This window comes from Phytohabitans aurantiacus (genome assembly GCF_027923225.1).
In the GTDB taxonomy this organism is placed as follows: domain Bacteria; phylum Actinomycetota; class Actinomycetes; order Mycobacteriales; family Micromonosporaceae; genus Phytohabitans; species Phytohabitans aurantiacus.
This window is the reverse complement of the sequence record NZ_BSDI01000007.1, coordinates 253,481-278,918: the sequence shown is the minus strand read 5'-3', so window position 1 is coordinate 278,918 and position 25,438 is coordinate 253,481. Positions and strand designations below refer to the sequence as shown.

At 67.6% G+C, this 25,438-nt stretch carries 17 protein-coding genes; 10 read left to right on the top strand and 7 right to left on the bottom strand.

Translation table 11 applies throughout. The features are described 5' to 3' along the window. Positions 1-63: 63 nt before the first annotated feature. The 3 genes from QMG73_RS08950 to QMG73_RS08940 all read left to right on the top strand — a co-directional run bounded on the left by QMG73_RS08950 (position 64) and on the right by QMG73_RS08940 (position 4,673). The gene (locus tag QMG73_RS08950) at positions 64-1,431 is read left to right on the top strand and encodes a cellulase family glycosylhydrolase (RefSeq protein WP_281893705.1); all 1,368 of its coding nucleotides are present in this window, start codon (positions 64-66) and stop codon (positions 1,429-1,431) included. A gap of 350 nt (positions 1,432-1,781) precedes the next feature. Beyond that, positions 1,782-3,158, top strand: coding sequence for a poly(ethylene terephthalate) hydrolase family protein (locus tag QMG73_RS08945; protein ID WP_281893704.1), 1,377 nt, complete (start codon positions 1,782-1,784; stop codon positions 3,156-3,158). Between the two features lie 105 nt (positions 3,159-3,263). Continuing rightward, the gene (locus QMG73_RS08940) at positions 3,264-4,673 is read left to right on the top strand and encodes a cellulase family glycosylhydrolase (protein ID WP_281893703.1); all 1,410 of its coding nucleotides are present in this window, start codon (positions 3,264-3,266) and stop codon (positions 4,671-4,673) included. A 123-nt stretch (positions 4,674-4,796) separates the two neighbouring features. On the opposite strand, the gene QMG73_RS08935 is transcribed toward QMG73_RS08940, so the two are convergent. Continuing rightward, positions 4,797-5,759, bottom strand: a complete 963-nt coding sequence (locus QMG73_RS08935) for a PaaX family transcriptional regulator (protein WP_281893702.1) — start codon at positions 5,757-5,759, stop codon at positions 4,797-4,799. Positions 5,760-5,824: 65 nt separating this feature from the next. After that, the gene (locus tag QMG73_RS08930) at positions 5,825-8,746 is read right to left on the bottom strand and encodes a beta-galactosidase (protein WP_281893700.1); all 2,922 of its coding nucleotides are present in this window, start codon (positions 8,744-8,746) and stop codon (positions 5,825-5,827) included. Between the two features lie 146 nt (positions 8,747-8,892). On the opposite strand from QMG73_RS08930, the gene QMG73_RS08925 reads away from it, so the two are divergent. From QMG73_RS08925 to QMG73_RS08895, 7 genes are all read left to right on the top strand, one after another. Beyond that, positions 8,893-10,167: a family 16 glycosylhydrolase gene (locus QMG73_RS08925; RefSeq protein ID WP_281893699.1), complete on the top strand. Its 1,275-nt coding sequence runs from the start codon at positions 8,893-8,895 to the stop codon at positions 10,165-10,167. A 358-nt stretch (positions 10,168-10,525) separates the two neighbouring features. After that, entirely contained in the window at positions 10,526-11,518 is a 993-nt protein-coding gene (locus QMG73_RS08920; RefSeq protein ID WP_281893698.1) for a LacI family DNA-binding transcriptional regulator, read from the top strand. A 147-nt stretch (positions 11,519-11,665) separates the two neighbouring features. Beyond that, positions 11,666-12,592, top strand: coding sequence for a carbohydrate ABC transporter permease (locus QMG73_RS08915; RefSeq protein ID WP_281893697.1), 927 nt, complete (start codon positions 11,666-11,668; stop codon positions 12,590-12,592). Further along, positions 12,585-13,421, top strand: coding sequence for a carbohydrate ABC transporter permease (locus tag QMG73_RS08910; RefSeq protein WP_281893696.1), 837 nt, complete (start codon positions 12,585-12,587; stop codon positions 13,419-13,421). Before QMG73_RS08915 ends, QMG73_RS08910 begins: the two co-directional genes overlap by 8 nt. 36 nt (positions 13,422-13,457) lie before the next feature. Continuing rightward, the gene (locus QMG73_RS08905; protein ID WP_281893695.1) at positions 13,458-14,741 is read left to right on the top strand and encodes an ABC transporter substrate-binding protein; all 1,284 of its coding nucleotides are present in this window, start codon (positions 13,458-13,460) and stop codon (positions 14,739-14,741) included. A 68-nt stretch (positions 14,742-14,809) separates the two neighbouring features. After that, a complete protein-coding gene (locus tag QMG73_RS08900; protein WP_281893694.1) occupies positions 14,810-15,910 on the top strand; it encodes a Gfo/Idh/MocA family protein in 1,101 nt (366 codons plus the stop codon). Then, the gene (locus QMG73_RS08895; protein WP_281893693.1) at positions 15,907-16,842 is read left to right on the top strand and encodes a DUF6807 domain-containing protein; all 936 of its coding nucleotides are present in this window, start codon (positions 15,907-15,909) and stop codon (positions 16,840-16,842) included. Before QMG73_RS08900 ends, QMG73_RS08895 begins: the two co-directional genes overlap by 4 nt. Positions 16,843-17,023: 181 nt before the next feature. Here the strand turns inward: QMG73_RS08895 and QMG73_RS08890 are convergent, their stop codons facing one another. The 5 genes from QMG73_RS08890 to QMG73_RS08870 form a co-directional block, all read right to left on the bottom strand. Further along, positions 17,024-18,577, bottom strand: a complete 1,554-nt coding sequence (locus QMG73_RS08890) for a cellulase family glycosylhydrolase (RefSeq protein ID WP_281893692.1) — start codon at positions 18,575-18,577, stop codon at positions 17,024-17,026. An 85-nt stretch (positions 18,578-18,662) separates the two neighbouring features. After that, a complete protein-coding gene (locus tag QMG73_RS08885; RefSeq protein ID WP_281893691.1) occupies positions 18,663-20,471 on the bottom strand; it encodes a GDSL-type esterase/lipase family protein in 1,809 nt (602 codons plus the stop codon). A gap of 39 nt (positions 20,472-20,510) precedes the next feature. Next, complete coding sequence (locus QMG73_RS08880; protein WP_281893690.1) at positions 20,511-21,812, bottom strand: family 16 glycosylhydrolase; 1,302 nt, start codon at positions 21,810-21,812, stop codon at positions 20,511-20,513. Positions 21,813-21,913: 101 nt separating this feature from the next. Next, entirely contained in the window at positions 21,914-23,278 is a 1,365-nt protein-coding gene (locus QMG73_RS08875) for a poly(ethylene terephthalate) hydrolase family protein (protein ID WP_281893689.1), read from the bottom strand. Between the two features lie 14 nt (positions 23,279-23,292). Beyond that, positions 23,293-25,320, bottom strand: coding sequence for a DUF4978 domain-containing protein (locus QMG73_RS08870; protein ID WP_281893688.1), 2,028 nt, complete (start codon positions 25,318-25,320; stop codon positions 23,293-23,295). Positions 25,321-25,438 lie beyond the last annotated feature (118 nt).

Here is a 25,438-nt window from a genome sequence, read left to right as displayed (position 1 = left end):
CCGCCCGTGGGAGTCGACGCGCCATCGTCGCCTCAATTCCGGGGCTTACTCATGAGGTTGGCCATGAAGAAAAGACTCATCCTCAGCGGCATCACCGCCCTAGCGGTCGGAGCCTCGATCATGACCTTTGTCCGCCCGGCCGACGCCGCGGTCGGCCTGCACGTCAGCGGGCGCGATGTCGTCGAGGCCAACGGCCAGACGTTCATCATGCGCGGGGTCAACCACCATCACGTCTGGTCACCGACACAGACGGCGTCGTTCGGTCACATCAAGGCCGCGGGGGCCAACACGGTGCGGGTGGTGTTGGGCAGTGGCAAGCGGTGGGGTCCGTCCACCGACGTGCCGCAGGTGATCAACTACTGCAAGCAGAACAAGCTGATCTGCGTCCTGGAGGTGCACGACACCACCGGCTACGGTGAGGAGGGCGCGGCCGCCAGCCTCGACGAGGCCGTCAACTACTGGATCGGCCAGAAGGACAACCTGGTCGGCCAGGAGAACTACGTCATCATCAACATCGGCAACGAGCCGATCGGCAACACCAACCCCGGTCAGTGGACCACCGCGACCGCGAACGCGGTGCGGAAGTTGCGCACCAACGGCTTCGAGCACCTGATCATGGTGGACGCGCCGAACTGGGGCCAGGACTGGACGAACACGATGCGGGACAACGCGCAGACCGTCTGGAACGCCGACAGCCAGCGCAACCTCGTGTTCTCCATTCACATGTACTCGGTGTACAACCAGGCCGCGACGATCAGGTCGTACTTCGACGCGTTCCGCACCATGAACCTTCCGTTGGTGGTGGGCGAGTTCGGTTGGCGGTTCAACTCCAACGAGGTGGACCACGACACGATCCTGTCCGAGGCGCAGGCCCGCGGCATGGGCTGGCTCGGCTGGTCGTGGAGCGGCAACAGCGACCCGATCCTGGACATGACCACGAACTTCAACCCCAACCAGTTGACCACGTGGGGTCAGCGGATCGTCAACGGCGCCAACGGGCTCAAGGCCACCGCCAGGGAAGCCACCATCTACAGTGGAGTCAACCCGACCCCGACGGCATCGGCGTCGGCGAGCCCGTCGGTCAGCCCGTCGGCGTCGGCGAGCCCGACGGCCAGCCCCACGGCCGGCACCCGGGGGTGCGCGGCGACGTACACCATCGTGAACCAGTGGCCGGGCGGCTTCCAGGGCGAGGTGCGCGTCACCGCCGGCAACTCGGCGGTCAGCGGCTGGACGGTCACGTGGACGTTCGCCAACGGCCAGCGGGTCACCCAGGCGTGGAGCGCCACCGTCTCCTCCTCCGGCTCGACCGTGACCGCCCGCAACGTCGGGTACAACGGCAACCTGGCGGCCGGCGCCAGCACGACGTTCGGCTTCATCGGAGCGTGGAACGGCACCAACAGCGCGCCGACACTGTCCTGTACTGCCAACTGAACAGCGTCAATCTGCGTGCGTGAGGGCGATAGTGATCAGGGCGTCCCTCAAGTCGTTCTAGCGGCTTGAGGGACGCCCTGATCGTGGGCTCGTTGAGGGCTTACCCACGGCGGTACATCGAGATGAATCGTTTGACACTTTCGCATCTCCAGGTCAAACTATCTGACACGTCTTGGTTCGGCGGGAGCCAAGAGGCACGCAGCGCGAACGGCGCCGCGACATCCCGACCCACGTCCAGCAGGCCGTGGCCACAACGGCTCGTCAGCCGAGTGGCCAGGTGGCCGGCCGCTGGGCGGGAGCACCCAGATTCCCACGTCCATCTGCCGTGTCCGGCAAGGAGGCACATCGCAATGCCACACAAAGAGATCGACACCCAGACGCCGGGGGACGCCCGGACGGATCGGCTGAAGCCGCGGCGCTCGGGTCCGATGTGGAGACGGATCGCGGTCGCCGCCGCGGCGGTCATCGCGGCGGCCGGGGTCGCCGTCGTGGTCCGTCCGGCGCTGGCGGCCGACAACCCGTACCAGCGCGGCCCGGACCCGACGCCGGCCAGCATCTCGGCCAACCGCGGCACGTTCGCCACCGCGCAGACGAGTGTGGGATCCGGTAACGGCTTCGGCGGTGGGGTCATCTACTACCCGACCGACACCAGCCAGGGCAGGTTCGGCGCGATCGCGGTCGTGCCCGGCTACACCGCCACCTGGGCGGCCGAGGGCGCGTGGATGGGGCACTGGCTGGCCTCGTTCGGGTTCGTGGTGATCGGCATCGACACCAACAGCCGCAACGACTGGGACAACGCCCGCGGCACGCAACTGCTGGCCGCGTTGGACTATCTGACGCAGCGCAGTTCGGTGCGGGACCGGGTCGACGCGAGCCGGACCGCGGTGATGGGCCACTCGATGGGTGGCGGCGGCGCGATGTACGCGGCGCAGCAGCGCCCCTCGCTGAAGGCCGCGATCGGGTTGGCGCCCGCCATCTTCTCGGCGAACACGGCCAACGTGCGGGTGCCGACGATGCTCCTGTCGGGGCAGAACGACGGCACGGTCACCCCGTCCAGCGTGGTGAGCAACTACAACAAGATCCCGTCCGGGGTCGAGAAGGCGTATCTGGAGCTGAGCGGCGCGGGCCACGGCTTCCCGACGTCGAACAACACGACGATGATGCGCAACGTCATCCCCTGGTTCAAGATCTTCGTGGACAGCGACACCCGGTACACCCAGTTCCTGTGCCCGCTGGGCAACTGGAGCGGCATCCGCTCGTACCAGAGCTCGTGCCCGCTGGTGCCGTCTCCGGTGCCGACGACCTCGCCCACGGGCAGCCAGTCGCCGACGCCGCCGACGGAGCAGCGGTACGAGGCGGAGACCGCGCCAGCGGTGTGCCAGGGCACCATCGACACCAACCACACCGGCTTTACCGGTAGCGGATTCTGCAACGCGGCCAACGCGGTCGGCTCGTACTCGGAGTTCACGGTGAACGCGGCTGCGGCCGGGACCGCGAGCGTGGGAGTGCGGTTCGCCAACGGCACGACCACCGCACGAGCCGCGAATCTCATAGTCAATGGCGCCACGGTGGCCACGGTGTCGTTCGAGGGCACCGGCGCGTGGACGACCTGGGTCACCAAGAACCTGAGCGTCTCGCTCAACGCCGGCAGCAACACCGTCCGGCTGAGCCCGACCAGCGCGAACGGGCTGCCCAACATCGACCACCTCAACGTCAGCGCTGCCTGACGCTCCACAAGCAGGGGGCCGCACGCCGCGTCACATACTCCACGGCAGACGACGGCGTGCGGCCCCCCGGCCATGGACTCCACCCACACCTACCTGAGGTGAACCATGAAACGAAAGATCGCGATCATGGGCGCCGCGGCGCTGGCCATGCTCGCCTCGGTCATGTTCTTCGTCAAACCCGCTGACGCGGCTGTTGGCTTGCGCGTCAGCAACGGCCGGATCGTCGAGGCCAACGGCAACAACTTCGTCATCCGCGGCGTCAGCCACCACCACGTCTGGGCCCCCACCCAGACATCCTCATTCGCCAACATCAAGGCACTGGGCGCCAACACCGTCCGCGTCGTACTCGGCAGCGGCCAACGCTGGGGCCCCAGCAACGACATCCCCACCATCGTCAACCTCTGCCGCACCAACCGACTCATCTGCGTCCTGGAAGTCCACGACACCACCGGATACGGCGACCAAGCCGGCGCCGCCACCCTCGACCAAGCCGCCACCTACTGGATCGGCAAACGCCCGCAACTCGCCGGCACCGAAAACTTCATCATCATCAACATCGGCAACGAACCGATGGGCAACAACGCCGGCGTCTCCGCCACCTGGCCCACCGCCACCAGCAACGCCATCAACCGGCTCCGCAACGCCGGCTACGAACACCAACTCATGGTCGACGCACCCATGTGGGGCCAAGACTGGCAATTCATCATGCGCAACAACGCGCAGGCGGTCTTCAACAGCGACCCCCAACGCAACACCGTCTTCTCCGTCCACATGTACGGCGTCTACGACACCGCCAACGAAGTCACCGACTACCTCAACCGCTTCCGCTCCGCCAACCTCCCCATCGTCGTCGGCGAATTCGGCCACAACCACTCCGACGGCAACCCCGACGAAGAAACCATCTTCAACCACACCCAGGCCAACGGCATCGGCTACATCGGCTGGTCCTGGAGCGGCAACAGCGGCGACGTCGCCTACCTCGACATGGTCACCAACTTCAACCCCAACCAACTCACCAGCTGGGGCCAACGCTTCTTCAACGGCACCAACGGCATCCGCCAAACCAGCCGCGAAGCCACCTGGTACTCCGGCGTCAACCCGACCACCACGCCACCGTCGAGTCCACCGCCGGTCGGGCAGCGGTACGAGGCGGAGACCGCGCCGGCGGTGTGCCAGGGCACGATCGACTCGAACCACACCGGCTTCACCGGTAGCGGATTCTGCAACGGCAACAACGCCAGCGGCGCGTACGCGCAGTTCACGGTCAGCGCGTCGGCAGCCGGTTCCCGGACGTTGGGAGTGCGGTTCGCCAACGGCACGACCGCCGCACGGGCCGCGAACCTGATCGTCAACGGATCGACGGTCGGCACGGTGTCGTTCGAAGGCACCGGCGCGTGGACGACCTGGGTCACCAAGAACCTGAGCGTCTCGCTCAACGCCGGCAGCAACACGGTCCGGCTGAGCCCGACCAGCGCGACCGGGCTGCCCAACGTCGACCACCTCACCGTCGGCTGACCCACCCCGAAGGCTGACCGACCCGGAAGGCTGACCGACCCGGAAGGCTGACACCCGGAAGGCTGACCCACCCGGAAGAAGGCGTGCCCCGCGTAGCGAAAGCCACGCGGGGCACGGCCTCGATCAGGCAAGCGTTCCGACGCCCGCGCCCATCTCGGCGATGGTGTGGGCTCGGATGTCGGGCCGCGGCTCGTTCTCGGCCCGGGCGACGGTCGCGCGGACGTGCTCCTGCGCCGGCTCGACCAGGCCGTCGTACACGGTGACGAAGAGTTGCCGCGCGCGCGAGCGCGGCCAGTTGCGCGGCGTCAGCTCCAAAGGGAGTCCCGGGTCGAGTGCCGGGAATCGGCGGTAGCTCTCCATGACTTCGGTGCGGGCCCGCACGGCGGCGGCCCCGGTGACCCGGCCGGCGCGCACGCGGGGCAGCAGCGGCTTCCACCGCTGGATGAATCCCCGGTACTGCTCGGCGATCGCGTCGATGTCCCACGCCTCGATGGGCGCGCGCTCGCCATCCGCCGCGAATTGCAGGTGCTGCGCGCGGAACGAGGTCATCGCGCCCGAAGACACCGTTGACAGCCGCTCGTACGCCTGCGCCGTCAACGGTTGCGGCGAGACCCACACCCCGTCGTACAGGGGTGCGAATCCCCGCCACCGCAGCTGAGCGCGGAGCGCGCTGCGCTCGGTGCTGTTCTCCTTGGGCAGCGTGAAGACGATGACCGTCCACAGTCTGTCCCAGGTATCGGGATGCGCGGCGAACGCGGCGATGGAGACGCCACCGATCGACAGGTCGGCGGCGGCGTCCTTGGTGAGGCAGTAGCGGCTGTGCCTACCCTCCCGGCCGCCTTCGAGCACTCCCCGGCGGGCCAGCCGGCTGATCGTGGTGCGCGCGGCGCCGTTGCTGACACCGAACTCGCCGAGCAGGTCGACGATCGCCGCGGTCGGCAGGTAGGCCCGGGTGCGCAGGGTGTAGTCGGCGACCAGGGTCACCGCGAGGCTCTGCGGGGAGCCGCCGGTCTGCCTGCGTGGGAGCCGCCCCGATCCGGCGGCGACGTCGGGAAAGATCTCCTCGACGTTGAACGGGCTCTCCACGGTCTGCTCCCGGCATCGGTCGGCATGGGCCGCTGCCGACTGTAGCCGCCATCACGCCAGGATGGTCAGCGGAACGCGGGGGAGTGGACCGGGAGTACGGGGACGCCGCCGCGCTGCGTGCCGAGCGATACCAGGCTCACCGCGCCCAGCTCGGACGCTTCGCGGGCGGTGACGGCGAGGGCCAGCGTGTTGGTGCCGTTGTGGCGCAGCAGGCCGGCCGGTAGGACGAAGTCGGTCTGCGGGCCCATGCCCCCGCCGCCGTACAGGCCGAGCTGCCAGCCGTTGAGGAACAGCATCACCCGGTGCCCGGCCGGTGGCGGCTCGGCGAACCGCAGTGCCACCGAGGTGTCCTGGCCGCGCGGCAGGTCGAGCCCGAACGTCGTGCGGTACCAGGTGACGCCGGGCGCCACCGGCGTGCCGGCCAGCGAGCCGACGCGCCGCCAGGAGCCGTCCGGGTAGCCGGGCAGGCTCCAGCCGTGCCGTTCGCCGTACAGCCCGCCGTTGTTGAGCGGTCCCCGGGCGCGGTCGGTGAGGTCTTCGCCGCCGCGGGCGCCCTGGATCCGCCACGACAGTGCGGCGCCGGAGCCGATGAGCGCCGCGCCGGTGAGGCCGCGTGGCTGGCGCATCCGGACGTCGTCGACCGTCCAGTCGTCGTTGTGCCCCATGTTCTCGACCAGGACCGACAGCACCGCCGGCTTGCCGGCTGTGAGCAGGCCGTCGGGGATCGCGAAGGTGCCGGGGCCGGGGTCCGGGTTCGGCACCGAGTCGTCCTCGACGCCGCCGCGGGCCGCGCCGAGGTACCGGCCGTTGAGCCAGACCAGGTAGCTGCCGCGGCGGCCGGTGATGGCGTTGAGCTTGAGGGCCGTCTCGGTGCCGGTGGCGGTGAACCGGCCGCGGTACCAGACGTTGCCGTAGTGGTAGCCGTAGTCGTCGGCGTACAGCACGGGCAGCGTGTTCGGCTGGTACGGGCTCAGTGAGGTGGTCTTGTCGGCCACGACCCAGCGGGAGTCGTCGAAGCCGGGGGCCGCCTCGGGAGCCTCGACCTGCGTGCGCCAGCCGGTCAGCCGCGGGAGCCGCACCCGGTCCGGGCCGGGCAGCCGGCCGACCAGCGATCCGCTGGGTGTGGGGCGCACACCGACCGGCTGCCCGTTGACCGAGAGCCGCCGCGCGGGCGCGAAGACCTCGATCTGCCCTGGGGCGGCGGTGTCCGCCCGCAGCCGCACGGCAGCGCCGGTGACGGTGGCGGACCGCACCAGCGACGTGCCGCGCACCAGCACCGGCCCGGCGTCGGTCTCCATCCGCCAGAACGGCGACACGGTGGCGTGCGTGCCGAGCAGCAGCAGCGCCGAGCGCCGCCCGCCACCGCTGATCTCGACCCGTGCCAGCCCCTCGTGCCGGTAGTCCAACCGCAGGTCGCCGGTGGCCGGGTCGTAGGTCGAGGTGACCTCGCCGTCGAGGACCCGCACCCGCGGCCGCGCCGGGTACCGCAGCACGGTCGCGCCGCCGGTGGCCTCGGTGCCGTACAGCACGGCGACATCCCGGCCGCCGATCGCGGCGTGCGTCATTATCTCCGATGTGGACCAGACGAGCCGCTGACCGCCGAGGTCGTAGCCGGCGACCAGAATCTTGGCGTCCTTGCCCACGACCCGCACCGGCACGCGATAGCGACCGTCTGGTGTGGACCAGTCGAGCACGCCGGAGTCGTCGCTGGCGGCCGCGCGGTCGGTGTGGCGCAGCAGCACGAACTGGGTGCCAGTGTCCGGATTGGACCGGGCCACGGCCGTCAGCGCCGGGCTGTCCGATGTGGGCGCGGTCGCCGGGTCGGTCTTGGCCAGCGGCGCGAGCGCGGTGAGGAAGTAGCCCTGCCGCTTGAACTCGTCGTACTTGGCGGTGAGCTGGCGGCCCTCGGTGATGGCGGCGCCGTAGTCATAGGAGGTGTAGACGTCGTTGGGCTGCGCCAGCCAGCCCCAGTTGGTGCCGCCGAACGTCATGTAGTACGAGAACAGCGTCGACCCGCTGGTGATCGCGTTGTTCTTGTAGAAGAACCGCATGTACTCGGGCCCGGTCAGCTCGCGGCAGCGCTCGTAGCCGGTGTCGCCCAGGTCGATCGCGCCGGCCTGGTACTCGGCCGCGTACCCGGGCGCGTCCGGGCGGATCCGCTCGGTGACGCCCTCGCCCCAGGGACCCCACGCCGTCTCGGCGTTCGCACAGTCGAACGACTGCGGGTAGTCGTCGACGCCGGGGATCTGCACCGCGCCGAGACCGGATCCCCAGGTCGACGCCCAGCTGCCGGCGTCGCAGCACACGTTCGTCACGATCGGCACGTCGATGCCGTCCGCTCGCGCCTTGTCCTGCAACGCTTGCATGTACGCGGCGTCGGTGTTGGCCTGGTACTCGTTCTCCACGTTGTACATCAGCACGGACCCGCCCCGCGTGACCTGGTGCCGCGCGATGATCGGGTTGATGTGGTCCAGCCACTCGGTGTAGGCGGCGGTGTAGCCCGGTGCGCTCGTGCGGGCCTTGCCGGGCACGAGCTTGAGCCAGGCGGGAAAGCCGCCGCCGGTGGTCTCGGCGTTGATGTAGGGACCGGGGCGCACGATGGCCCACATCCCCATCTCGTCGATCATCCGTAGCAGCCGGTCGACGTCGCGGACGCCGGTGAAGTCGTACACACCCCGCTTGGGCGAGTGGTAGGCCCAGTCGAAGTAGAGCGACACGGTGTTGAACCCGCCGGCCCGGATCTTCTCCAGCACGTCGCGCCACAGGTCGGGGCTGGGCAGCCGGAAGTAGTGCATCTCGGCGCCCTGCACGAGTATCCGGCGGCCGTCGAGCATCACCGAGTGCTGGTCGTAGGTCACCACCTGCCCGGCTCGGGCTGCGCCAGGTGCGCCGTCCGGCGCGGCGCGGGTCGCCCCGGCCGCCGATGGGGCGGAGGCGGTGGCGAGGATCGCGACCAGCACGGCGCCGAACGCCCGGTTCATTCTCATCCCGTCCGCCTCCAGGCGCCAACGCTCTTGTAACGCTTGTAAGGGCACCGTAGCCGCGACGGACCTCGATGTCTACAGATCGAGAGCCTTGACTGTGCGGAATCGACCATGTTGGAATACGTTTTCCGAGTAAGGAGAAGCCAGTCATGAGTACCGCATGGCCGTATGGCCGACGACTCCTGCGATCAGCCGCGGTCTGGCCGCTGCTGGCCGCGGCAGCGATCTTCTGTATCAGCTCCGCTCCACCGGCCATGGCGGCCGACGTTCCGCCGAACCCGCTCCAGAAGCCGGGCTGGACCCTCGACCGGCACGACGAGTTCAACGGGAGCCTCGACGGCAGCCTCTGGATCACGAACTACCTCGAGTCCCGCACGCCGGAATGGCGGTCGCGGGCGCGTTACCACTTCCGGGACAACGCGCTCGTCCTGCGGATCGATGACGACCAGCCGACGTACTACAGCGACGGCAATCCGATGAAGGTCTCCAGCATCCAGACCGGGCAGATGGTTGGCCTGCACCAGACTTCTCCCTTCGACCACTCGATTCCCACCGTCTTCAAGTACGCGCCGCAGTACGGGTACTTCGAGATCCGCGCCAAGTCGACCGCGAGACAGGGCATGCACACCGCGTTCTGGACGGTGGGCAGGCAGGACACGGCCAGCCAGCGTGCGGAGATCGACGTCATGGAGCACGCACCGGGCCGGCACGGCCTTCGCAGCTTCTTCTACAACCTGCACAAGTGGTCGGATCCGAGCCTTCCCGAACTCGAACAGACCATCCCGGTGAACTTCGACGTGACTTCCGACTTCCATATCTACGCTCTCGAGTGGACGCCCACGCAGATCAAGCTGTACGTCGACAATGTCCTGACGAACACGATCAACGCCTCTCCGGCCTACGCCTCGGCGTTCCTGCTGGGTATCTACCAGAACGCCGGCTGGAACGGGACGGTAAACCCGAACGACCCGCAGCCGAAGGAGTTCGTCGTCGACTATTTCCGGGCCTACAAGAGAGCCGATACCGGCGGCGGGCTCGTCAGCGGCGCCACCTACAAGCTGCGGAACGCGGCGACCGGCACCTACCTGGACTCCGAGGGCAACGGAGCGCTCACCGTCGCGGCCGCCACCTCGTACGACGACCAGGACTGGGTCGTCACTCAGCAGTCCGGCGGCTGGACCGTCCGCAACGTCCGCACCGGGCGGTACTACCTGGACACCGACGCCACCAACAGCCGGATCATCTGGAACAACGGCGAAATCGTCGCCGACTCGCTTTGGAACCCCGAATCCACCGCCAGCGGCTTCCGCCTCGACAACAGCCGTTCCGACCGCGCCTACATGTACGCCACCTCCGCCGGCGAGGTGAAGTGGAACACCGGCGCCACCGACAACAGCACCGTCTGGGTCTTCGAACGCAAGTAGCCTCCGCCGCGACGAACGCGCCGGGTCCAGCGATCGCGCCGGGCCCGGCGCGTCTCGTGCGGCCAACGGCGATGGGCTACCGCGATGTCCGCCGCGGTCCAGGGCCGTTGCTCCCGCGGCCTCGCCGTCCGCGGTTCCAAGCCCCCGCTGAGCGTGACTGGACGCGGTGGGTGAGGCCGCGGGAGCAACGGTCTGGGCCACGACGGGCATCGCGGTAGCTCGGATCCTCGCGTGCTGGTCCGGGCCGCCGGCCGTTGTCGGGTATGGTCGGCGCACCGGCATCTTTGGCGGACGGATCGGTTGTCCCGAGAGGAAACAGGTGCCACACCCAGCCAGACCAACGGTCACGCTGCATGACGTGGCGGCCACGGCCGGTGTGTCCCTGTCGACCGCGTCCCGAGTGCTCAACGGGAGTTCCCGCACGGTCGCCGCCGAATACGCCGAGAAGGTCCTCGCCGCGGCCGCCGCCCTGCGTTACACGGCCGACGCCTCGGCCCGCGCCATGCGCCGGGCCAGCGACTCGATCGCGCTGGTCGCCGACGATCTGACGACCGCGTCCATCGGCCTGGTGCTGGCCGCTATGGAGCGGGAGGCGCGCACGGTGGACGCGTTCGTCACGGTCGCCTCGACGGGGGGAACGCCGCCGCGGCAGCTGGAGACGGTGCGGATGATGTGCGCGTTGCGCCCCCGGGCGCTGGTGCTGACATCGAGCACGCTCTACGCGGACGTGCTGGAGGGTCGGCTGCTGCGCGAGCTGCTGGACTACCAGCGCGAAGGGGGGCGGGTGGTCATCTTCGGCGATACCGACATGCCGTTCGACGCGATCAGCGTGGAAAACAGAGCCAGCGCGGTGCCCGTCGGCACCTACCTCGCGCAGACGGGTCATCGCCGGGTGACGATCGTGGCCGGCGCTGCCGACCGGGCGAACGTCAGCGACCGCACGGTCGGCTTCATCGATGGACTCGTGGCCGGCGGCGTCGACCGCGCTGACATTCGGGTGGTGCACTGCGAGGTGAGCCGGCAGGGTGGCTTCACCGCGGTCGAACGGCTGCTGGCCGGTGGGCCTCTGGACGCGGACGCGCTGGTCTGCGCCAACGACGCGATCGCCATCGGCGCCATGTCCGCGCTGCGGGGCGCCGGTGTTCGGGTGCCGCGGGACGTGTCGGTGACCGGGTTCGACGACATCCCGCTGGCCACCGACGTGACCCCGCGGTTGACCACGGTGGCGGTCCCGCTGGCCCGCATCGGCCAGGACGCCATCCGCCTGGCCCTGGGCGACCACCAGGAGCGTCGCCGCACGACCGAGAGCGGTGAGCTCATGGTCCGCGAGAGCACCGGTCCGCGCGGCTGACCGAGCCCCGCCGGCCGTCGCCGCCGATCTGCTTCCTGCCTTCAAACGCTTGACGGGTCCGGGGCGGTGATGCATTGTGTGGAATACGTTTTCCCGGCTTCGCAAAAAGAATGTCGCCGGGCGGCTCCGTGTGCGGAAGGGGGACGGATGAGCGCGCTCGGCGAACTGCGGCACATCAGGGGAAGCACCCGCGGCTCACCACGCAAGCGTGACAATCGGGCCGCGTTGGTGTTCCTGCTGCCGTGGTTCGGTGGTCTGTTCTTCATCACGCTGGGACCGGTGGTGGCCTCGCTGGTGCTGGGGTTCACCGACTACAACCTGATACAGCCGCCCGAGTTCAACGGGGTCGACAACTTCACGCGGGTGCTGTCGGATGAGCGGCTGCACCAGGCGTTGCGGGTCACGTTCACCTATGTGGTGGTGTCGGTTCCGGTGCAGTTGGCCTGCGCGCTCGGTCTGGCGATGTTGCTGGACCGGGGCATGCGGGGGATGGCGTTCTACCGGTCGGCGTTCTATCTGCCGTCGCTGTTGGGTTCGAGTGTGGCGATCGCGGTGCTGTGGCGGCAGATCTTCGGCGCTGACGGTCTGGTCAACCGGCTGCTCGCGGTGGTGGGTATCGAGGGTCGGGGCTGGATCTCCGACCCGGGCACGGCACTGTCCACATTGATCGTGCTGAACGTGTGGACGTTCGGCGCCCCGATGATCATTTTCCTGGCCGGGCTGCGGCAGATCCCGGTGATGTACTACGAGGCCGCTGCGACCGACGGTGCCAGCAGGTGGACACAGTTCTGGCGGATCACGCTGCCGCTGCTGTCGCCGATCATCTTCTTCAACCTGGTCCTGCAGATCATCCACGCGTTCCAGTCGTTCACCCAGGCGTTCGTGGTCTCCGGCGGCACCGGGGGACCGTCGGACTCGACGCTGTTCTACACGCTCTACCTGTACCAGCGCGGTTTCAACAGCTTCGACATGGGTTACGCGTCGGCGCTGGCCTGGTTGCTGCTGATGATTATCGCCGCTTTCACCGCGGTCAACTTCTGGGCCGCCAAGTACTGGGTCTTCTACGATGACTGACCTCAAGCCGGTGCGGGCCGCCGCTAAGCATCTCGGGCTGATGCTGCTCGCGTTCGTGATGCTCTACCCGGTGCTGTGGATGGTGGTCAGCTCGCTGCGGCCGAACAACGAGATCTTCCGCCGGCCGGGTCTGGTGCTTTCCAGCCTCCACACGCAGAACTACGGCCAGGGGTGGGACGCCCTCGCCTCGCCGTTCGGGCACTACCTGCTGAATTCGGCCATCGTCGTGCTGGGCTGCATCATCGGCAACCTGGTGTCGTGCTCGATGGCGGCGTACGCGTTCGCCCGCTTGGACTTCACCGGCAAGCGGGTGTGGTTCGCCATCATGCTCGGCACGATCATGCTGCCGATCCACGTGATCATCGTGCCGCAGTACATCCTGTTCTCCCAGCTGGACTGGATCAACACGTTCCTGCCGTTGATCGCGCCCAAGCTGCTGGCCACCGACGCGTTCTTCGTCTTCCTCATGGTGCAGTTCATCCGTGGACTGCCCAGGGAGCTGGACGAGGCGGCCCGCATCGATGGCTGCGGGCACGGGCGGATCTTCTGGCAGATCATCCTGCCGTTGATGAAACCGGCCCTGGCGACCACGGTGATCTTCACGTTCATCTGGACGTGGAACGACTTCTTCAGCCAACTGATCTACCTGACCGACCCCGACATGTACACCGTGCCGGTGGCGCTGCGCTCGTTCGTCGACTCCACCGTCAACACCTCCTGGGGCGCCATGTTCGCGATGAGCGTCGTTTCGCTCGTGCCGGTCTTCCTGGCGTTCCTGCTGGGCCAGCGCTACCTCGTCAAAGGCATCGCCACCACTGGAATCAAGTAACCGCACCCCCGCCGAAAGGAACCCATGATGCGCAGATTGGGCGCCATACTTCTCGCTACCGCGCTGACCGCCGGCCTGGCCGCGTGCGGCGGTGAGTCCGACGCCGGGCAGGAGCTGTCGGACAAGCCGGTGACGCTGCGGTTCACCTGGTGGGGCTCGGACGCCCGCCACCAGCGCACCCAGCAGGTCATCGACCTGTTCCAGAAGGAACACCCGAACATCACCGTGAAGGGCGAGTTCAAGGAGTGGAACGGCTACTGGGAGAGCCTTGCCACCACGGTCGCCGCCAACGACGCCCCGGACATCATCCAGATGGACGAGCTCTACCTCGCCTCCTACGCCGAACGCGGCGCGCTGCTCGACCTCGGCACCGCCGCCAAGCACCTGAAGACGGCCGACTTCGACGCCAACGCGCTCGACACCGGCAAGGTGGACCGCAAGCAGTACGCACTGCCGGTGGGCCTGGCCGCGTACTCCATTGTGGTCAATGCCGACCTGCTCGCGCAGTACGGCGTCCCGCTACCCGACGACAGCGCCTGGACGTGGGACGACCTCAAGCGAATCGGCGGCGAGATCTCCAAGGCGAGCGGCGGCAAGGTGACCGGCGTGCAGTCCTGGGGCTTCAACGACGCGGGCGGCCTCAACATCTGGGCCCGGCAGGCGGGCGCCTCGCTCTACGACGAGAAGGGCAACGTCACCATCCCGCCGGCGGTACTGGCCAACTACTGGACCTACCTCGCCGACATGGCCAAGACCGGCGTCGCCCCTCCGCCGTCGGTGACCGTCGAGCGGGCCAGCGCCGGCCTTGACCAGTCCGGCACCGCGACCAACGCCTCGGTGTTCGGCACCTGGTGGAACACGCAGCTGACCTCCCTAACCGCCGCCAGCGGCAAGAAGCTCCAACTGCTCAAGCTGCCCGGCGAGGCGACCGCCAAGAGCCCCGGCGCGTACTACAAGCCATCCATGTTCTGGTCCATCTCGTCGCGGTCGAAGCACCCCGCCGAGGCGGCCGTGTTCGTCGACTTCCTGGCCAACAACGAGGCCGCCGCCAACGTGCTGCTGACCGACCGCGGCGTGCCGGCCAACAACAAGATCCGTACGGCGATCACCCCGAAGCTGGCCGAGACCGACAAGGCGGCCGTCGCCTACCTGGACACGTTGAAGGTCGGCGCCGCGCCGCGCGTAACGCCGAACGGGGCCAGCAACATCGAAGCCATCCTCAAACGGCACACCGAGGAGGTCCTGTTTGGACGCGCCACGCCCGAGCAGGCCGCGGCCGCGTTCATCAAGGAGCTGCAGGCGGAGATCGACGGCGCATGACTGCCCGGGGGGTGGGGGACGGCTGCCCGAGTCGGCCCCACCCCCGGCCACACCGAGAAGGGACGCTGATGGCAGGACGCAGGTACCGGACAGCGATCGTCGGCGCGGGAGGGATCGCCGTCGCCCACGTGCGGGCGCTACAAGGGCTGGCGCACCGGGCCGACCTGGTCGCGGTGGCCGATGTCGATCTGGGCCGGGCCAGGACGTTCGCGGAACGGTGGGACGTGCCGCACGCCTACGACGGCGTGGCCGAGTTGCTGGACGTGCAGCGACTGGATCTGGTCCACCTGTGTACCCCGCCGGAGCACCACACGCCGCTGGCGCTGCAATGCCTGCGGGCCGGCGCCACAGTCTTGGTGGAAAAGCCCCCGACCCTCTCCCTGGCCGAATTCGACGTCCTCGTCGCCGCCGAGGCCACGTCGATCGCGCACGTGGCCACCGTATTCCAGCACCGCTTCGGCTCGGCCGCCAACCGGTTGCGGCGGATGACGGCGGCTGGCGTGCTGGGCCGGCCGCTGCTGGCCACCTGCGCCACCCAGTGGTACCGCGACGACGACTACTTCGCCGCACCATGGCGCGGCACCTGGGAGTCCGAGGGCGGCGGCCCCACCATGGGGCACGGCATCCACCAATTCGACCTGCTGCTGTCGATCCTCGGACCATGGCGGGAACTCACCGCACTGGCGGCCCGGCAGGCCCGACCCACCGACACCGAGGACGTGTCGATGGCCCTGGTCACCTTCGACAACGGCGCGCTAGCCTCGGTGGTCAACTCGGTGGTCTCCCCGCGGCAGACGTCCACTCTGCGGTTCGACTTCGAAAACGCCACCGTCGAGCTCGAACACCTTTACGGCTACGACGACCGGGACTGGACGCTTACCCCGGCACCCGGCCACGACGCCCTCCTGGCCCAGTGGGCCGCCGGCGCGGACAACGTGCCGAGCGGTCACGCGGCACAATTCTCGGCGGTGTTCGACGCCCTCGACCGGGATGAGGCACCACCGGTCACCACCACCGACGCCCGGCGCACCATGGACTTCGTCGCCTCCCTGTACGCCTCCGCGTTCATCGGCGATCGCGTCCGCAGTGGACTGATCGGGCCGGACAGCCCGTTCGCGACGCGGATGGACGGCATCGGCGCACCCTGGAAGGAACCGAGCATCTCGTGAAAGTCACCCACGTCGTCGACGAGTCGATCACGGTAACCGCTCAAGACGTCGACCTGTTCACCTACGTCTACCGCCCCGACACCCCAGTGCTGGAGTCGCCCAAGCCGTACGTGCACCCCATCCGCACTCTCGCCGGTGACGAGGTCAGCCTGTTCCGCCCGCACGACCATGTCTGGCACAAGGGCATCGCCTGGTCGCTGCCGCACGTCGGCAAGCACAACTTCTGGGGCGGGCCGACCTACGTGCACGGCAGCTTCTACGTCCAGCAGGACAACAACGGCAGCGCCGTACACCGCGAGCTCACCGAACTGTCCACCCATGAAGATCTCGCCTACGTCGCACACCGGCTGGACTGGAGCGCCCAGTCCGGCGCACCCGTCATCGACGAACAGCGAGCCCTGACCGCGGTGCTCGTCGACGAGACGGTCTGGGCGCTCGTTTTCGAAACCACGATGACGAACGTCTCCGGCGGCACCCTCCACATCGGATCACCGACCACCAAGGGCCGCGAGAACGCCGGCTATGGCGGCCTATTCTGGCGCGGGCCACGGTCGTTCACCGGCGGCACCGTCCAAGCGCCGACCGGCACCGGCTCGGGTGACGACCTGCGCGGCGTACGCGCCGAGTGGTTCGCGTTCCGGGGCCGGCACGACGCCACGAGCCGGTGCTCCACCATCGTGATGGTCGACGACGCCGCCAACCCGCAACACCCACCGCAGTGGTTCGTTCGCAGCGCGGAGTTCGCCTGCCTGTGCCCGGCACCGTTCTTCAGCGAGGAACTCGCGCTGCCGGACCGCGACACGGTCCGCTTCCGGTACGCCGTCGTCATCGCCGATGGAGACCGCGGCGACGACGGCACCGCGGACCTTGCGGAGATCGGCCGCTCCCTGCTGCGCCCGATCGCTGCCCAATGGCAGGAGGTGTCGCCGTGATCCGCGCTTTCCCCGGCGGCAGTCCGTCACCCACCTGTCCGTCTACAGCACCGTGTGCCCGGACGGGTTCGCCGGTGGCCCCCGCACCTGCACACCGCCTCGACCGAGGCTCCCCCCGCCGACGGCTTGCTGGCCCGGGACCGGCGCGTTCAGCGGTCCGGTCCCGGACCTTCGTTGTCGGCTATTTGGGTTCGAGGAGCCAGAGCGTGCTGGTGTCGGTGGCACCGGTGTTCCACTTCACTTCACTGGCCGTGGTTCCGTGCAGGTACGCGCGGCTGACGTTCTGGTTCTTGAAGCGAACGCCTCCTGTGGAGACCGGTTCCACGGTCCACAACGAGTCGGGGTCGACGGCGCCGGTGTTCCAGATGACGGCGTTGTTCGTCGGCTCGGTGTCCAGGTAGAACCGTCCGGATCGGACGTTGCGGATCGTGTAGGCGCCGGACGCGGTCTTGGAGACGATCCAGTCCTGGTCGTCGTAGCTGCTGGCCGCGGCGAGCACGACCGCGCCGTTGCCGTCGGTGTCCAGATACCGGCCCGTCTGCGAGTGCCTGATCTTGTAGGTGCCGGACGGTTCGTTCGGGTTGCCGGTGCCGCCACCGACCGCGCTCATGATGGCGTCGATGATGCCCTGCTGGGTCACCGCGTAGGTGCTCCGGTTGAACAGTCCGAACCCGTACTGCCCGTTGATGCCGTTGTCCCAGTAGACGGTGGTCGCCCCGTACTTCTTGGCGGTGGACACGAGGGTGCGCGCGAAGTCGGCGCGGTAACGGTTGTTCGAGGAGTCGTGCGTGGTCTTGTTGATGGCGCCGTACTCGCCGACCACCACCGGATACCCTCGTGTGACGAACGCGTCGTACGTCTTTTTCAGCTGGGTGTCCATGTGGGCTTCGTTTCCCCAGCTCGCCCTCCTCGACGGGTTCGTCGCCCCCGCGCCCCACTGTGTGATGGTGCCGTTCTCCGTACCGGTGAACTCCCACGGGTCGTAGTAGTGAACGGAGATCATGATTCGCTGCTCGTTGCTGGGAATAGTGGGGGAGCGGTACTGGTCCGTCGGGAGCACGAAGCCGTAGTTCCCCGTGGTGTAGTCGATGTTCGTGTTCCAGCCGGGTGTGAGTAGCCACCGTGAGCTGTTGTTTGCGCCGGTTTGCCGGACCGTGTTGACGAAGATCTGGTTGTAGCTGTTGATGTTCGAGTAGCACGGCTGGGTCGGCCGACCGTACTGTCCGTCGAAGTTCTCGTTCATGGACTCGAGGATCAGGTGTTGGTCGTAGTCCTGGAACCTGGTCGCGATCTGTTGCCAGGCTCGCTGGTACTTGGCCCTGATCGTCGTCTGGTCGTTCGCGTCGCAGATCAGCCAGGCCCTGTTGATCGTCTTGTAGCCGTCGCCGTGCATGTTGATGATCACGTACATGCCGCGGCTGTAGGCGTAGTTGACGACCTCCTGGATCCTGTTCAGCCAGTTGGTGTTGATGGTGTAGTTCGGGCCGGCGCCGATGTGGTTCAGGTAGGAGACAGGTATCCGGATCGTCTTGAACCCCGCTGCCTTCACCCTGTCGATGAGGGCGGGTGTGACGGTCGGGTTGTTCCAGGCGGTCTCGCTGGGAATCCCGTTGGCGTTGGCCTCCAGACTGTTTCCCAGGTTCCAGCCGGCGCCCATCTCGGCGACGATCTGCGAGGCGTTCAGCTGTGTCATGGTGTCGGCCGACGCCTGGTTCGTCAGGCCGTACACGGACATGCCAACCGCCAGCGCGGCGGCGAGGCAGACGGATCTAATTTTCCTTGCTCTCGAGGCCATGGTGATTCCTCTCTTTCCGAGGCGGCTACTGGGGCTCGAAGGCCCAGATCGTGCTGTTGTCGGTGGACCCGGTGTTCCACTTCACTTCGCCGGCGGCGGTGGCGTACATGAAGTCCCGGTCGGGGCGGCTGTTGTCGAGCCGGAAACCGCCGGTGGTCGGCTCCACGCCCCACAACGAGTCGGCGTCGACCTCGCCGGAGTTCCACACGACGCCGCCGCTGGTGGCGGTGTCCAGGTAGGACCGTCCGGATCGGACGTTGCGGATCGTCCAGGCGCCGGAGGAGTGCCGGGTGGCGACCCATTGCTGGTCGTCGTACGAGCTCGCGGCGGCGACGGTGACGACGCCGTTCGCCTCCGAGTCCAGGTACCTACCCGTCGCCACGTTCCGCAGTTTGTAGGTGGCGCCGCTGACCAGGCCGTCCGGGTCGGGGGACGGCGAGGGTGCTGGTGACGAGATCGTCGGTGATGGGCTCGGCGACTGGGTCAGGGCGGCGGTGAGCACGGGAACGTAGAAGTTCATGCCGGCGATGTTCGGGTGGGTGCCGGTGCCGTTCGTGCCGGGATAGTTGTTGACCAGGCCGTTGAAGGTGTACGCCACCCGGTGGCCGCTGATGCGGGTGTCCAGCGTGGTGTCGTTGAAGACGTCCGCGACCCTGACTCCCCATTTGCTGCTGATCTGCAGGGTCACGGCGCGGAGGGCGAGTTGGGTGTTCCAGTCGCGGGAGCCGAGCTTGTGGACGGTGACGTAGACGATCCGCGCGGCCGGCCACTTGGTCCGCATGGCCGAGATGGTGGTCTCCAGCGAGCCGGCGTAGGTGGAGTTGTCGAACCGGGCCGGGTCGAAGCCGTCGGCCATGGCGCCGACCCGGTACCGGTTGTTGTAGACCAGGTCGGCGTCGTTGGTGCCGCCGTTGAACACCACGTAGTCCGGTGCCTGCGAGGCGGCGCGCCTGACCTGGGTGACGATCTGGTTGCTGGACGGGCCGATCGTCGCGCCGTTGACGGCGTACTTGGTCAGCGTCATCAGCTCGCGCTCCGCCGTGAGGTTGGGGAAGCTGCGCGAGTACGTGTGGCCGTAGACGATGCTGTCCCCGAACGCGTACATCGACTTGCCGCGCAACCGGCCGCTGGCCGGGTTCTCCGGCACGGTGAGGCGGACGTTGTCGATCGACTGCACGCCGGTGCCGAAGTAGTTACAGGCGACGAGTTTGGCGAGGCTTCGGCCCGTGATGCTCCCGGTGGCGGAGGCCAGGACGACCGCGTTGGTCTCTTTGGTGGCGATCGCGTACTGCACCCGCTGCAGGGCGAAGTCGAGGTGCAGGTTGACGGTGTACCACTTGGCGCGGTCGTAGGAGACCCCGGTCCACGACGGGTTCAGCGCGTCCGGTGCGGACGCCGAGTCGGAGACGGGTCCGGTCAGGCCGTACCGGAGCTGGTCCGAGGTGCCGGCGATCGCGAACACCAGGTTGCCCTGACCGTCCCGCAGCTCGATACCGGTCTTGTTCCCACTGGCGGACACCGCCGTTTTCCAGTCGAAGCTCAGGTCGAGGGTCGTCTGCTGAGCGATCGCCGCGTCGAGCGTCTTGACCGAGGTGGTGTAGTTGCCCATCCCCCGGGTGAGGTTCAGTACGCCGTTGGCGACGTCCGCTCCGACCGGGAACCCAAAGTTCGCCGGCGTCGTCTGCGTGCTGAACGTCTCGTCGACGAGGACACCGGCCGCCGCCGACGCCCTCCCGACCGGTGCGACGAGGGCGATCACGGCGGCGATGGCGGTGGCGGCTGTGATGGCCAGCGGCCAGAGGGGTCGGCAGGTTCGTTGCGGGTCACCACGCATGTGGGGGTCCCTTCCGGGCTCATCGGGTTTGCCGGTTGGTTACTTGCGTTCGAAGGCCCAGACCGTGCTGGCGTCGGCCGAACCGGTGTTCCACCGCACCTGGCCGGCCGAGGTCCCGTACAGATAGCCCCGGTCGGAGCGGTCGTTGTCCAGGCGCAAGCCGCCCGCGGCCGGCTCGACCCGCCACTGCGAGTCCGGCCCGACATAGCCGTCGTTCCAGACGACGGCGTTGTTCGACTCAGTGTCCACGTAGTACCGTCCGGACCTGACGTTCCTGAAAGTCCACGAACCGTTCGACTGCTGCGACGCAACCCAATCCTGGTCGTCGTACGCGTTCACCGAAGCCACACTCAGGACACCGTTCGCATCCGAATCCAGGTACCCACCCGACGCCACGTTCTTGATCTTGTATGTAGCGCCACTCACGAGACCGCCGGTCCCACCCGTCGGCGTGGGTGTCGGTGTGGGTCCGTCCGCCTTCTGGTAAGCACGGAAGTAGTCGACGATGAACTCCTTCGGCTGCGTGTCCCGAGGGTTCACGGTGCCGTTCCAGCCGGCGTTCTCGTAGATGCCCAGCAGGAACGCCGAGGGGTAGCGCGGCGCGGCGTTGATCGTGTGCCGCAGCACGTTGTCGACATAAAGCTTGAGCTGGGTGGGCGTCCACTCCAGGCCGTAGATATGGAAGTCGGTGGTTACGTTGAATCCTGGGCAGATCGTGTTGATGGTTTCCGGAAGCGTGTTGTCGAACCACTTGTGCAGGTTGAAGTAGAAGCAGTTGAGGCCGCGCCTGCCCTCACCGTGCTCAAGCATGTCGATCTCTGCGTGTTGGCTGTTGGTGTCCTGCTTCCCGACCGTCCACCAGGCGGTGTGCACACCGTGCCGCGCGCTCGACTTGGCGCGAATCTCGAAGTAGCCGTACTGGGGCGCGTACTTGAACAGGGTGGGGATGTTGTGGTCGAAGCGGTCGCCCTTGTGCAGGCCGGTCCGTTGCCCCGTCTGGATGCTGGAGACCTTCATCGGATTGTCCGAGTAGTAGGTCGGTTGGTCGTCGTCGATCCGCAGGACCAGCGCGTTGTCCCGGAAGTGGTAGCGCGCCCGGGATCGCGATTCCGGCGTCCGGGACTCGAGGTAGTTAGTGATCCACAGGCTGCTGTCGAGGCTGCCGTTGAACTCGTCGTTCCGTTCAAGGGTCCAGCCCGGCTTCTCGATCGGATTCGGTGGAACGTCGGCCGCCTGGGCCGGTCCAGCGGTCTTGACACCGACGATCACGGCAGCGGCGACGAGCGGCAAGGCCGCGGCGCCTCGCAGAAGTCGTCGAATGCGCGGTCTTAGGGTCCTCATTGGTTCCCATCCCCTCAGATAGGTCCTGACTGATGTCGCACTTCGCTTGGAAAGGGCACGACCAATCGGGTGCCATCGCGGTCTTGTCTGGTGGTGGTTGGTTACTTGCGTTCGAAGGCCCAGACCGTGCTGGCGTCGGCTGAACCGGTGTTCCATCGCACCTGGCCGGCCGAAGTTCCGTAGAGATAGCCCCGGTCCGAGCGGTCGTTGTCCAGGCGCAAGCCGCCCGCAACCGGCTCGACCCGCCACTGCGAGTCCGGCCCGACATAACCGTCGTTCCAGATGACGGCGTTGTTCGACTCAGTGTCCAGGTAGTACCGTCCACTCCGGACGTTCCTGATCGTCCAGGAACCGTTGGACTGCTGGGTCGCCACCCAGTCCTGGTCGTCGTACGAGGCCGCGGAGGCGACACTCAGCACACCGTTCGCATCCGAATCCAGGTACCCACCGGACGCCACACTCTTGATCTTGTACGTGGCGCCACTCACGAGGGGCGAGGGCGCCGGCGAGGAGACCGTCGGTGACACGCTCGGCGACGGGGAGCCAGGCGGCGTGCCGGGTTCGAGTGGGCAGGTGCCCTGGTACGCGGAGATGCCGGTCGAGTCCATCAGCGGGCACAGGAACTGGCTGTAGCGGGTGTCATGATCGACGAAGATCTTCAACCAGGGAATGATCTTGCGCATCATCACCGAGTTCGGTGTCCAGCTCGGGAAGCCATGACCGGCGCCGGTGAGCTCGACGTACGCCTTCTCCGTGGCGGCCGGAATCTGGTTGTAGAAGTTCTTCGTGTACGACGGCGTGACGGTGCTGTCGTTCTGCCCCGCCATCAGCATGGCGGGCACGCGCATGGTGGTCATGTTCGTGGAGAAGATCGCCGGCGCGAGCCCTACCGCGGTCTTCAGCGACGGCCGCCGGGACGCCGCGGACATCGCCCCGCCACCGCCCATCGAGTGGCCGATCACCGCCTGCCGGCTCGTGTCGATACGGTCGCGGACCGCACTACGCTGGGTCAGATAGTCCAACGCGGCCAGCAGTGCGGTGCCGCGGGCGGTGTCTCCGTCGGAGGGATTGATCGCCTCGAAGCCGATCACGACGAACCCGAACGAGGCCAGCCACGGCCCGGTCCACTCCATCGCGTCCCACGAGCCGTTGTAGCCCGGGACGAACGCGATCGCGCCGAACGTGCCCTGGCTGGTCTCCGTCGGGTAGTAGATGTGCCCATCGGTGAAGCCGTTGCCCTCCGGCACCGTCATTGTCGCTGTGGCGAACGTGCCTCTCGAAGCGGCGACACTGTCGCGGGTGGGGTCCGGGCCGCGCTGGTAAGGATTGTCAGCGGCCGAGGCCACGCCCACCGCGACGGTCGCGAGGACCCCGACGGCGCCCGCGACCGCGGCGGCGAGCCACCTCAACCTCCGAGCCAGCGGGCGGGGCGCTGCCTGCCCGGTGTCTGCGTGGGTGTGATGCATGGATGAATCCCCTGTCACTTGGGTTCGAAAGCCCACACCGTGCTGGCGTCGGCGACTCCGGTGTTCCACTTCACCTCGCCGGCCGAGGTCCGGTACATGTACTCGCGCCCCGTGCCCTGGCTGTTGAGGCGGAAGCCTCCGGCCGGGACCGGTTCCACGCTCCACTGCGCGTCGCCGGTGACCTCGCCGGTGTTCCAGACGACGGCGTTGTTCGTGGCGGCGGCGGTCAGATAGAACCGTCCGGTTCGGACGTTGCGGATCGTGTACACGCCGGAAGCGGCCTCCGCCACGATCCAGTCCTGGTCGTCGTAGGTGCTGGCGGAAGCGAGAATGACCGCGCCGCCCGCGTCGGAATCGAGGTAGGTGCCGGCGGACGCGTGCCTGATCTTGTAGGTGCCCGGGCTGATGGGGCCGGAGGAGCCGCCGCCGTAGAGGACCCGGACGCACTCGCCGGCGTTGAGGTTGATGACGATGTTTGCGGATGACGGGCTGTAGGACTTCGATCCGGTCCGCACCCAGGCGTCGTTGCCGTCGAAATGGCCCACTTCCACGGACGTGATCGATCCGCCGGGCACCGTGAAGGTGGCCGCCTTGGTGCTGAGCACGGCGATCTCCGTAGCGCTGTGCTTCACGGCGATGCCCTGGCCGCCGCCGGAGGTCGCGTACGTGACGCTCTGGCCGTCCAGCGTCTTGGTGGTGGTGCTGCTCGCGGCGGCGGTGCGGTTGAACGTCTGCAGCTTCGTGCCGCCGCGCTCGACGGGGCGCTTGGTCGCGAGGTCCCTGCTGATCTTGTTGATCAGGTAGTTCACGGCGGCGACCTTGGGGGATACGGCCTTGCGGGTCACCACCTTGGTCGTCGGGTTGAAGTCGTAGAGCGCCTTGTCGCCGCGTCCGCTGTCGGCGTCCGGGTCCACGGCCGCGTAGATGTTGTACGCGGCGTTCCCCGCGACGGCGTTGAACTTGAGGATGTCGGCGTTGGAGCTGCCGGCATAGTTCTCCATGATCATCGGGAAGTTTCGGCCCTGGGCCCAGAAGGCGTCCTGGCCGTAGTTGTACACGTAGTCGACGCTTGTGGTGTAAGGGTCGTAGCCGAAGAAGTCCAGGTACGCCACACCCCGAGCCCGGCGGGCCTCGTTGTCGGCGATGTCCGCGTCGCCCTTGGGGTTCGACCTGGTGTAGACGACGTAGTTGGATTCCTTGACGGCCTGGCCGAGTCCGCTCAGGTAGTTCAGCAGCACGTCCTTGCGGAACTCTGTCGCGCTGGTGTATCCGCCGCTTCGCCACAGCTCGTTGCTGTAGGAGCTGTAACTGCGGTCGATCCTGACGTCCCACAGGCCCGAGACGTTCGGCTCGTTGAGCAGTTGCACGCCCACGACGGTGTGGCTGGTGTCGTAGGTCGCGATGTGGTTCATCATCTGGCCCAGGGCGTACTTCTCCCGGGCGAGCAGGTTCGGGTCGGTCTTGTCCAGGCATCCGAAGCCCTCCGGCGGTTCCCCGGGTTCGCCGGTGCCTCGCTTGCGCAACTGGGAGCCGTCGGAGCGGACCACGTACTGGTAGCTGTTGAGCACGTAGGTCGGCAGGCGGAAGGGCATGCTGAAGCCGGTGGAGTCGTGCCCGAACCACAGGAACTCCAGCTTGAGGCCGTACTCCTCGCACCAGTCGATCATGCGATCGACGTCGGCCCAGCTCCAGACGTCCCTGGAGGTCTCGATCTTCGACCACCAGATGGGGATGTTCACGACGGTGAAGCCGTCTTGAGCGACCATTCCCAGCAGCGACTTCTGTTGCGCGTCGGTCCAGCCGTAGCTGTACCGCTGCTTCTCATACCGGAACTGGATGCCGTTGTGGTAGAACGGCTTGCCGTCGACCATCAGGACGAGCTTGTCGTATGTGGACCGTGTGGTGTCCACATACGACACCGTGATCGGCGCCGCGCTCGCCGAACGCGGGATGACGAGCGGGCCCAGGCTCATCCCGGCGCCTGCCGCACCAGCGGTCGCCAGAAGCCTGCGGCGCGACCACAGACCGGTTCTTGGTTCCATTGGCTTACCTTTCGAGTGGTCGTGGCGTGCTTGTTCGGTCCCGATGGGCATGAGGGGGTAGCGCCCGCGCCTGCGCGGAGCGACTCTGGAGGATTTGGCACGACCGTCTCGTCGACAG

Coding starts and splice junctions, on each gene's coding strand:
- QMG73_RS08870 (WP_281893688.1), bottom strand. CDS start 25,320: ATGGAACCAAGAACCGGTCTGTGGTCGCGCCGCAGGCTTCTGGCGACC.
- QMG73_RS08875 (WP_281893689.1), bottom strand. CDS start 23,278: ATGCATCACACCCACGCAGACACCGGGCAGGCAGCGCCCCGCCCGCTG.
- QMG73_RS08950 (WP_281893705.1), top strand. CDS start 64: ATGAAGAAAAGACTCATCCTCAGCGGCATCACCGCCCTAGCGGTCGGA.
- QMG73_RS08945 (WP_281893704.1), top strand. CDS start 1,782: ATGCCACACAAAGAGATCGACACCCAGACGCCGGGGGACGCCCGGACG.
- QMG73_RS08925 (WP_281893699.1), top strand. CDS start 8,893: ATGAGTACCGCATGGCCGTATGGCCGACGACTCCTGCGATCAGCCGCG.
- QMG73_RS08900 (WP_281893694.1), top strand. CDS start 14,810: ATGGCAGGACGCAGGTACCGGACAGCGATCGTCGGCGCGGGAGGGATC.
- QMG73_RS08915 (WP_281893697.1), top strand. CDS start 11,666: ATGAGCGCGCTCGGCGAACTGCGGCACATCAGGGGAAGCACCCGCGGC.
- QMG73_RS08880 (WP_281893690.1), bottom strand. CDS start 21,812: ATGAGGACCCTAAGACCGCGCATTCGACGACTTCTGCGAGGCGCCGCG.
- QMG73_RS08940 (WP_281893703.1), top strand. CDS start 3,264: ATGAAACGAAAGATCGCGATCATGGGCGCCGCGGCGCTGGCCATGCTC.
- QMG73_RS08890 (WP_281893692.1), bottom strand. CDS start 18,577: ATGTCCGTGTACGGCCTGACGAACCAGGCGTCGGCCGACACCATGACA.
- QMG73_RS08910 (WP_281893696.1), top strand. CDS start 12,585: ATGACTGACCTCAAGCCGGTGCGGGCCGCCGCTAAGCATCTCGGGCTG.
- QMG73_RS08885 (WP_281893691.1), bottom strand. CDS start 20,471: ATGCGTGGTGACCCGCAACGAACCTGCCGACCCCTCTGGCCGCTGGCC.
- QMG73_RS08930 (WP_281893700.1), bottom strand. CDS start 8,746: ATGAGAATGAACCGGGCGTTCGGCGCCGTGCTGGTCGCGATCCTCGCC.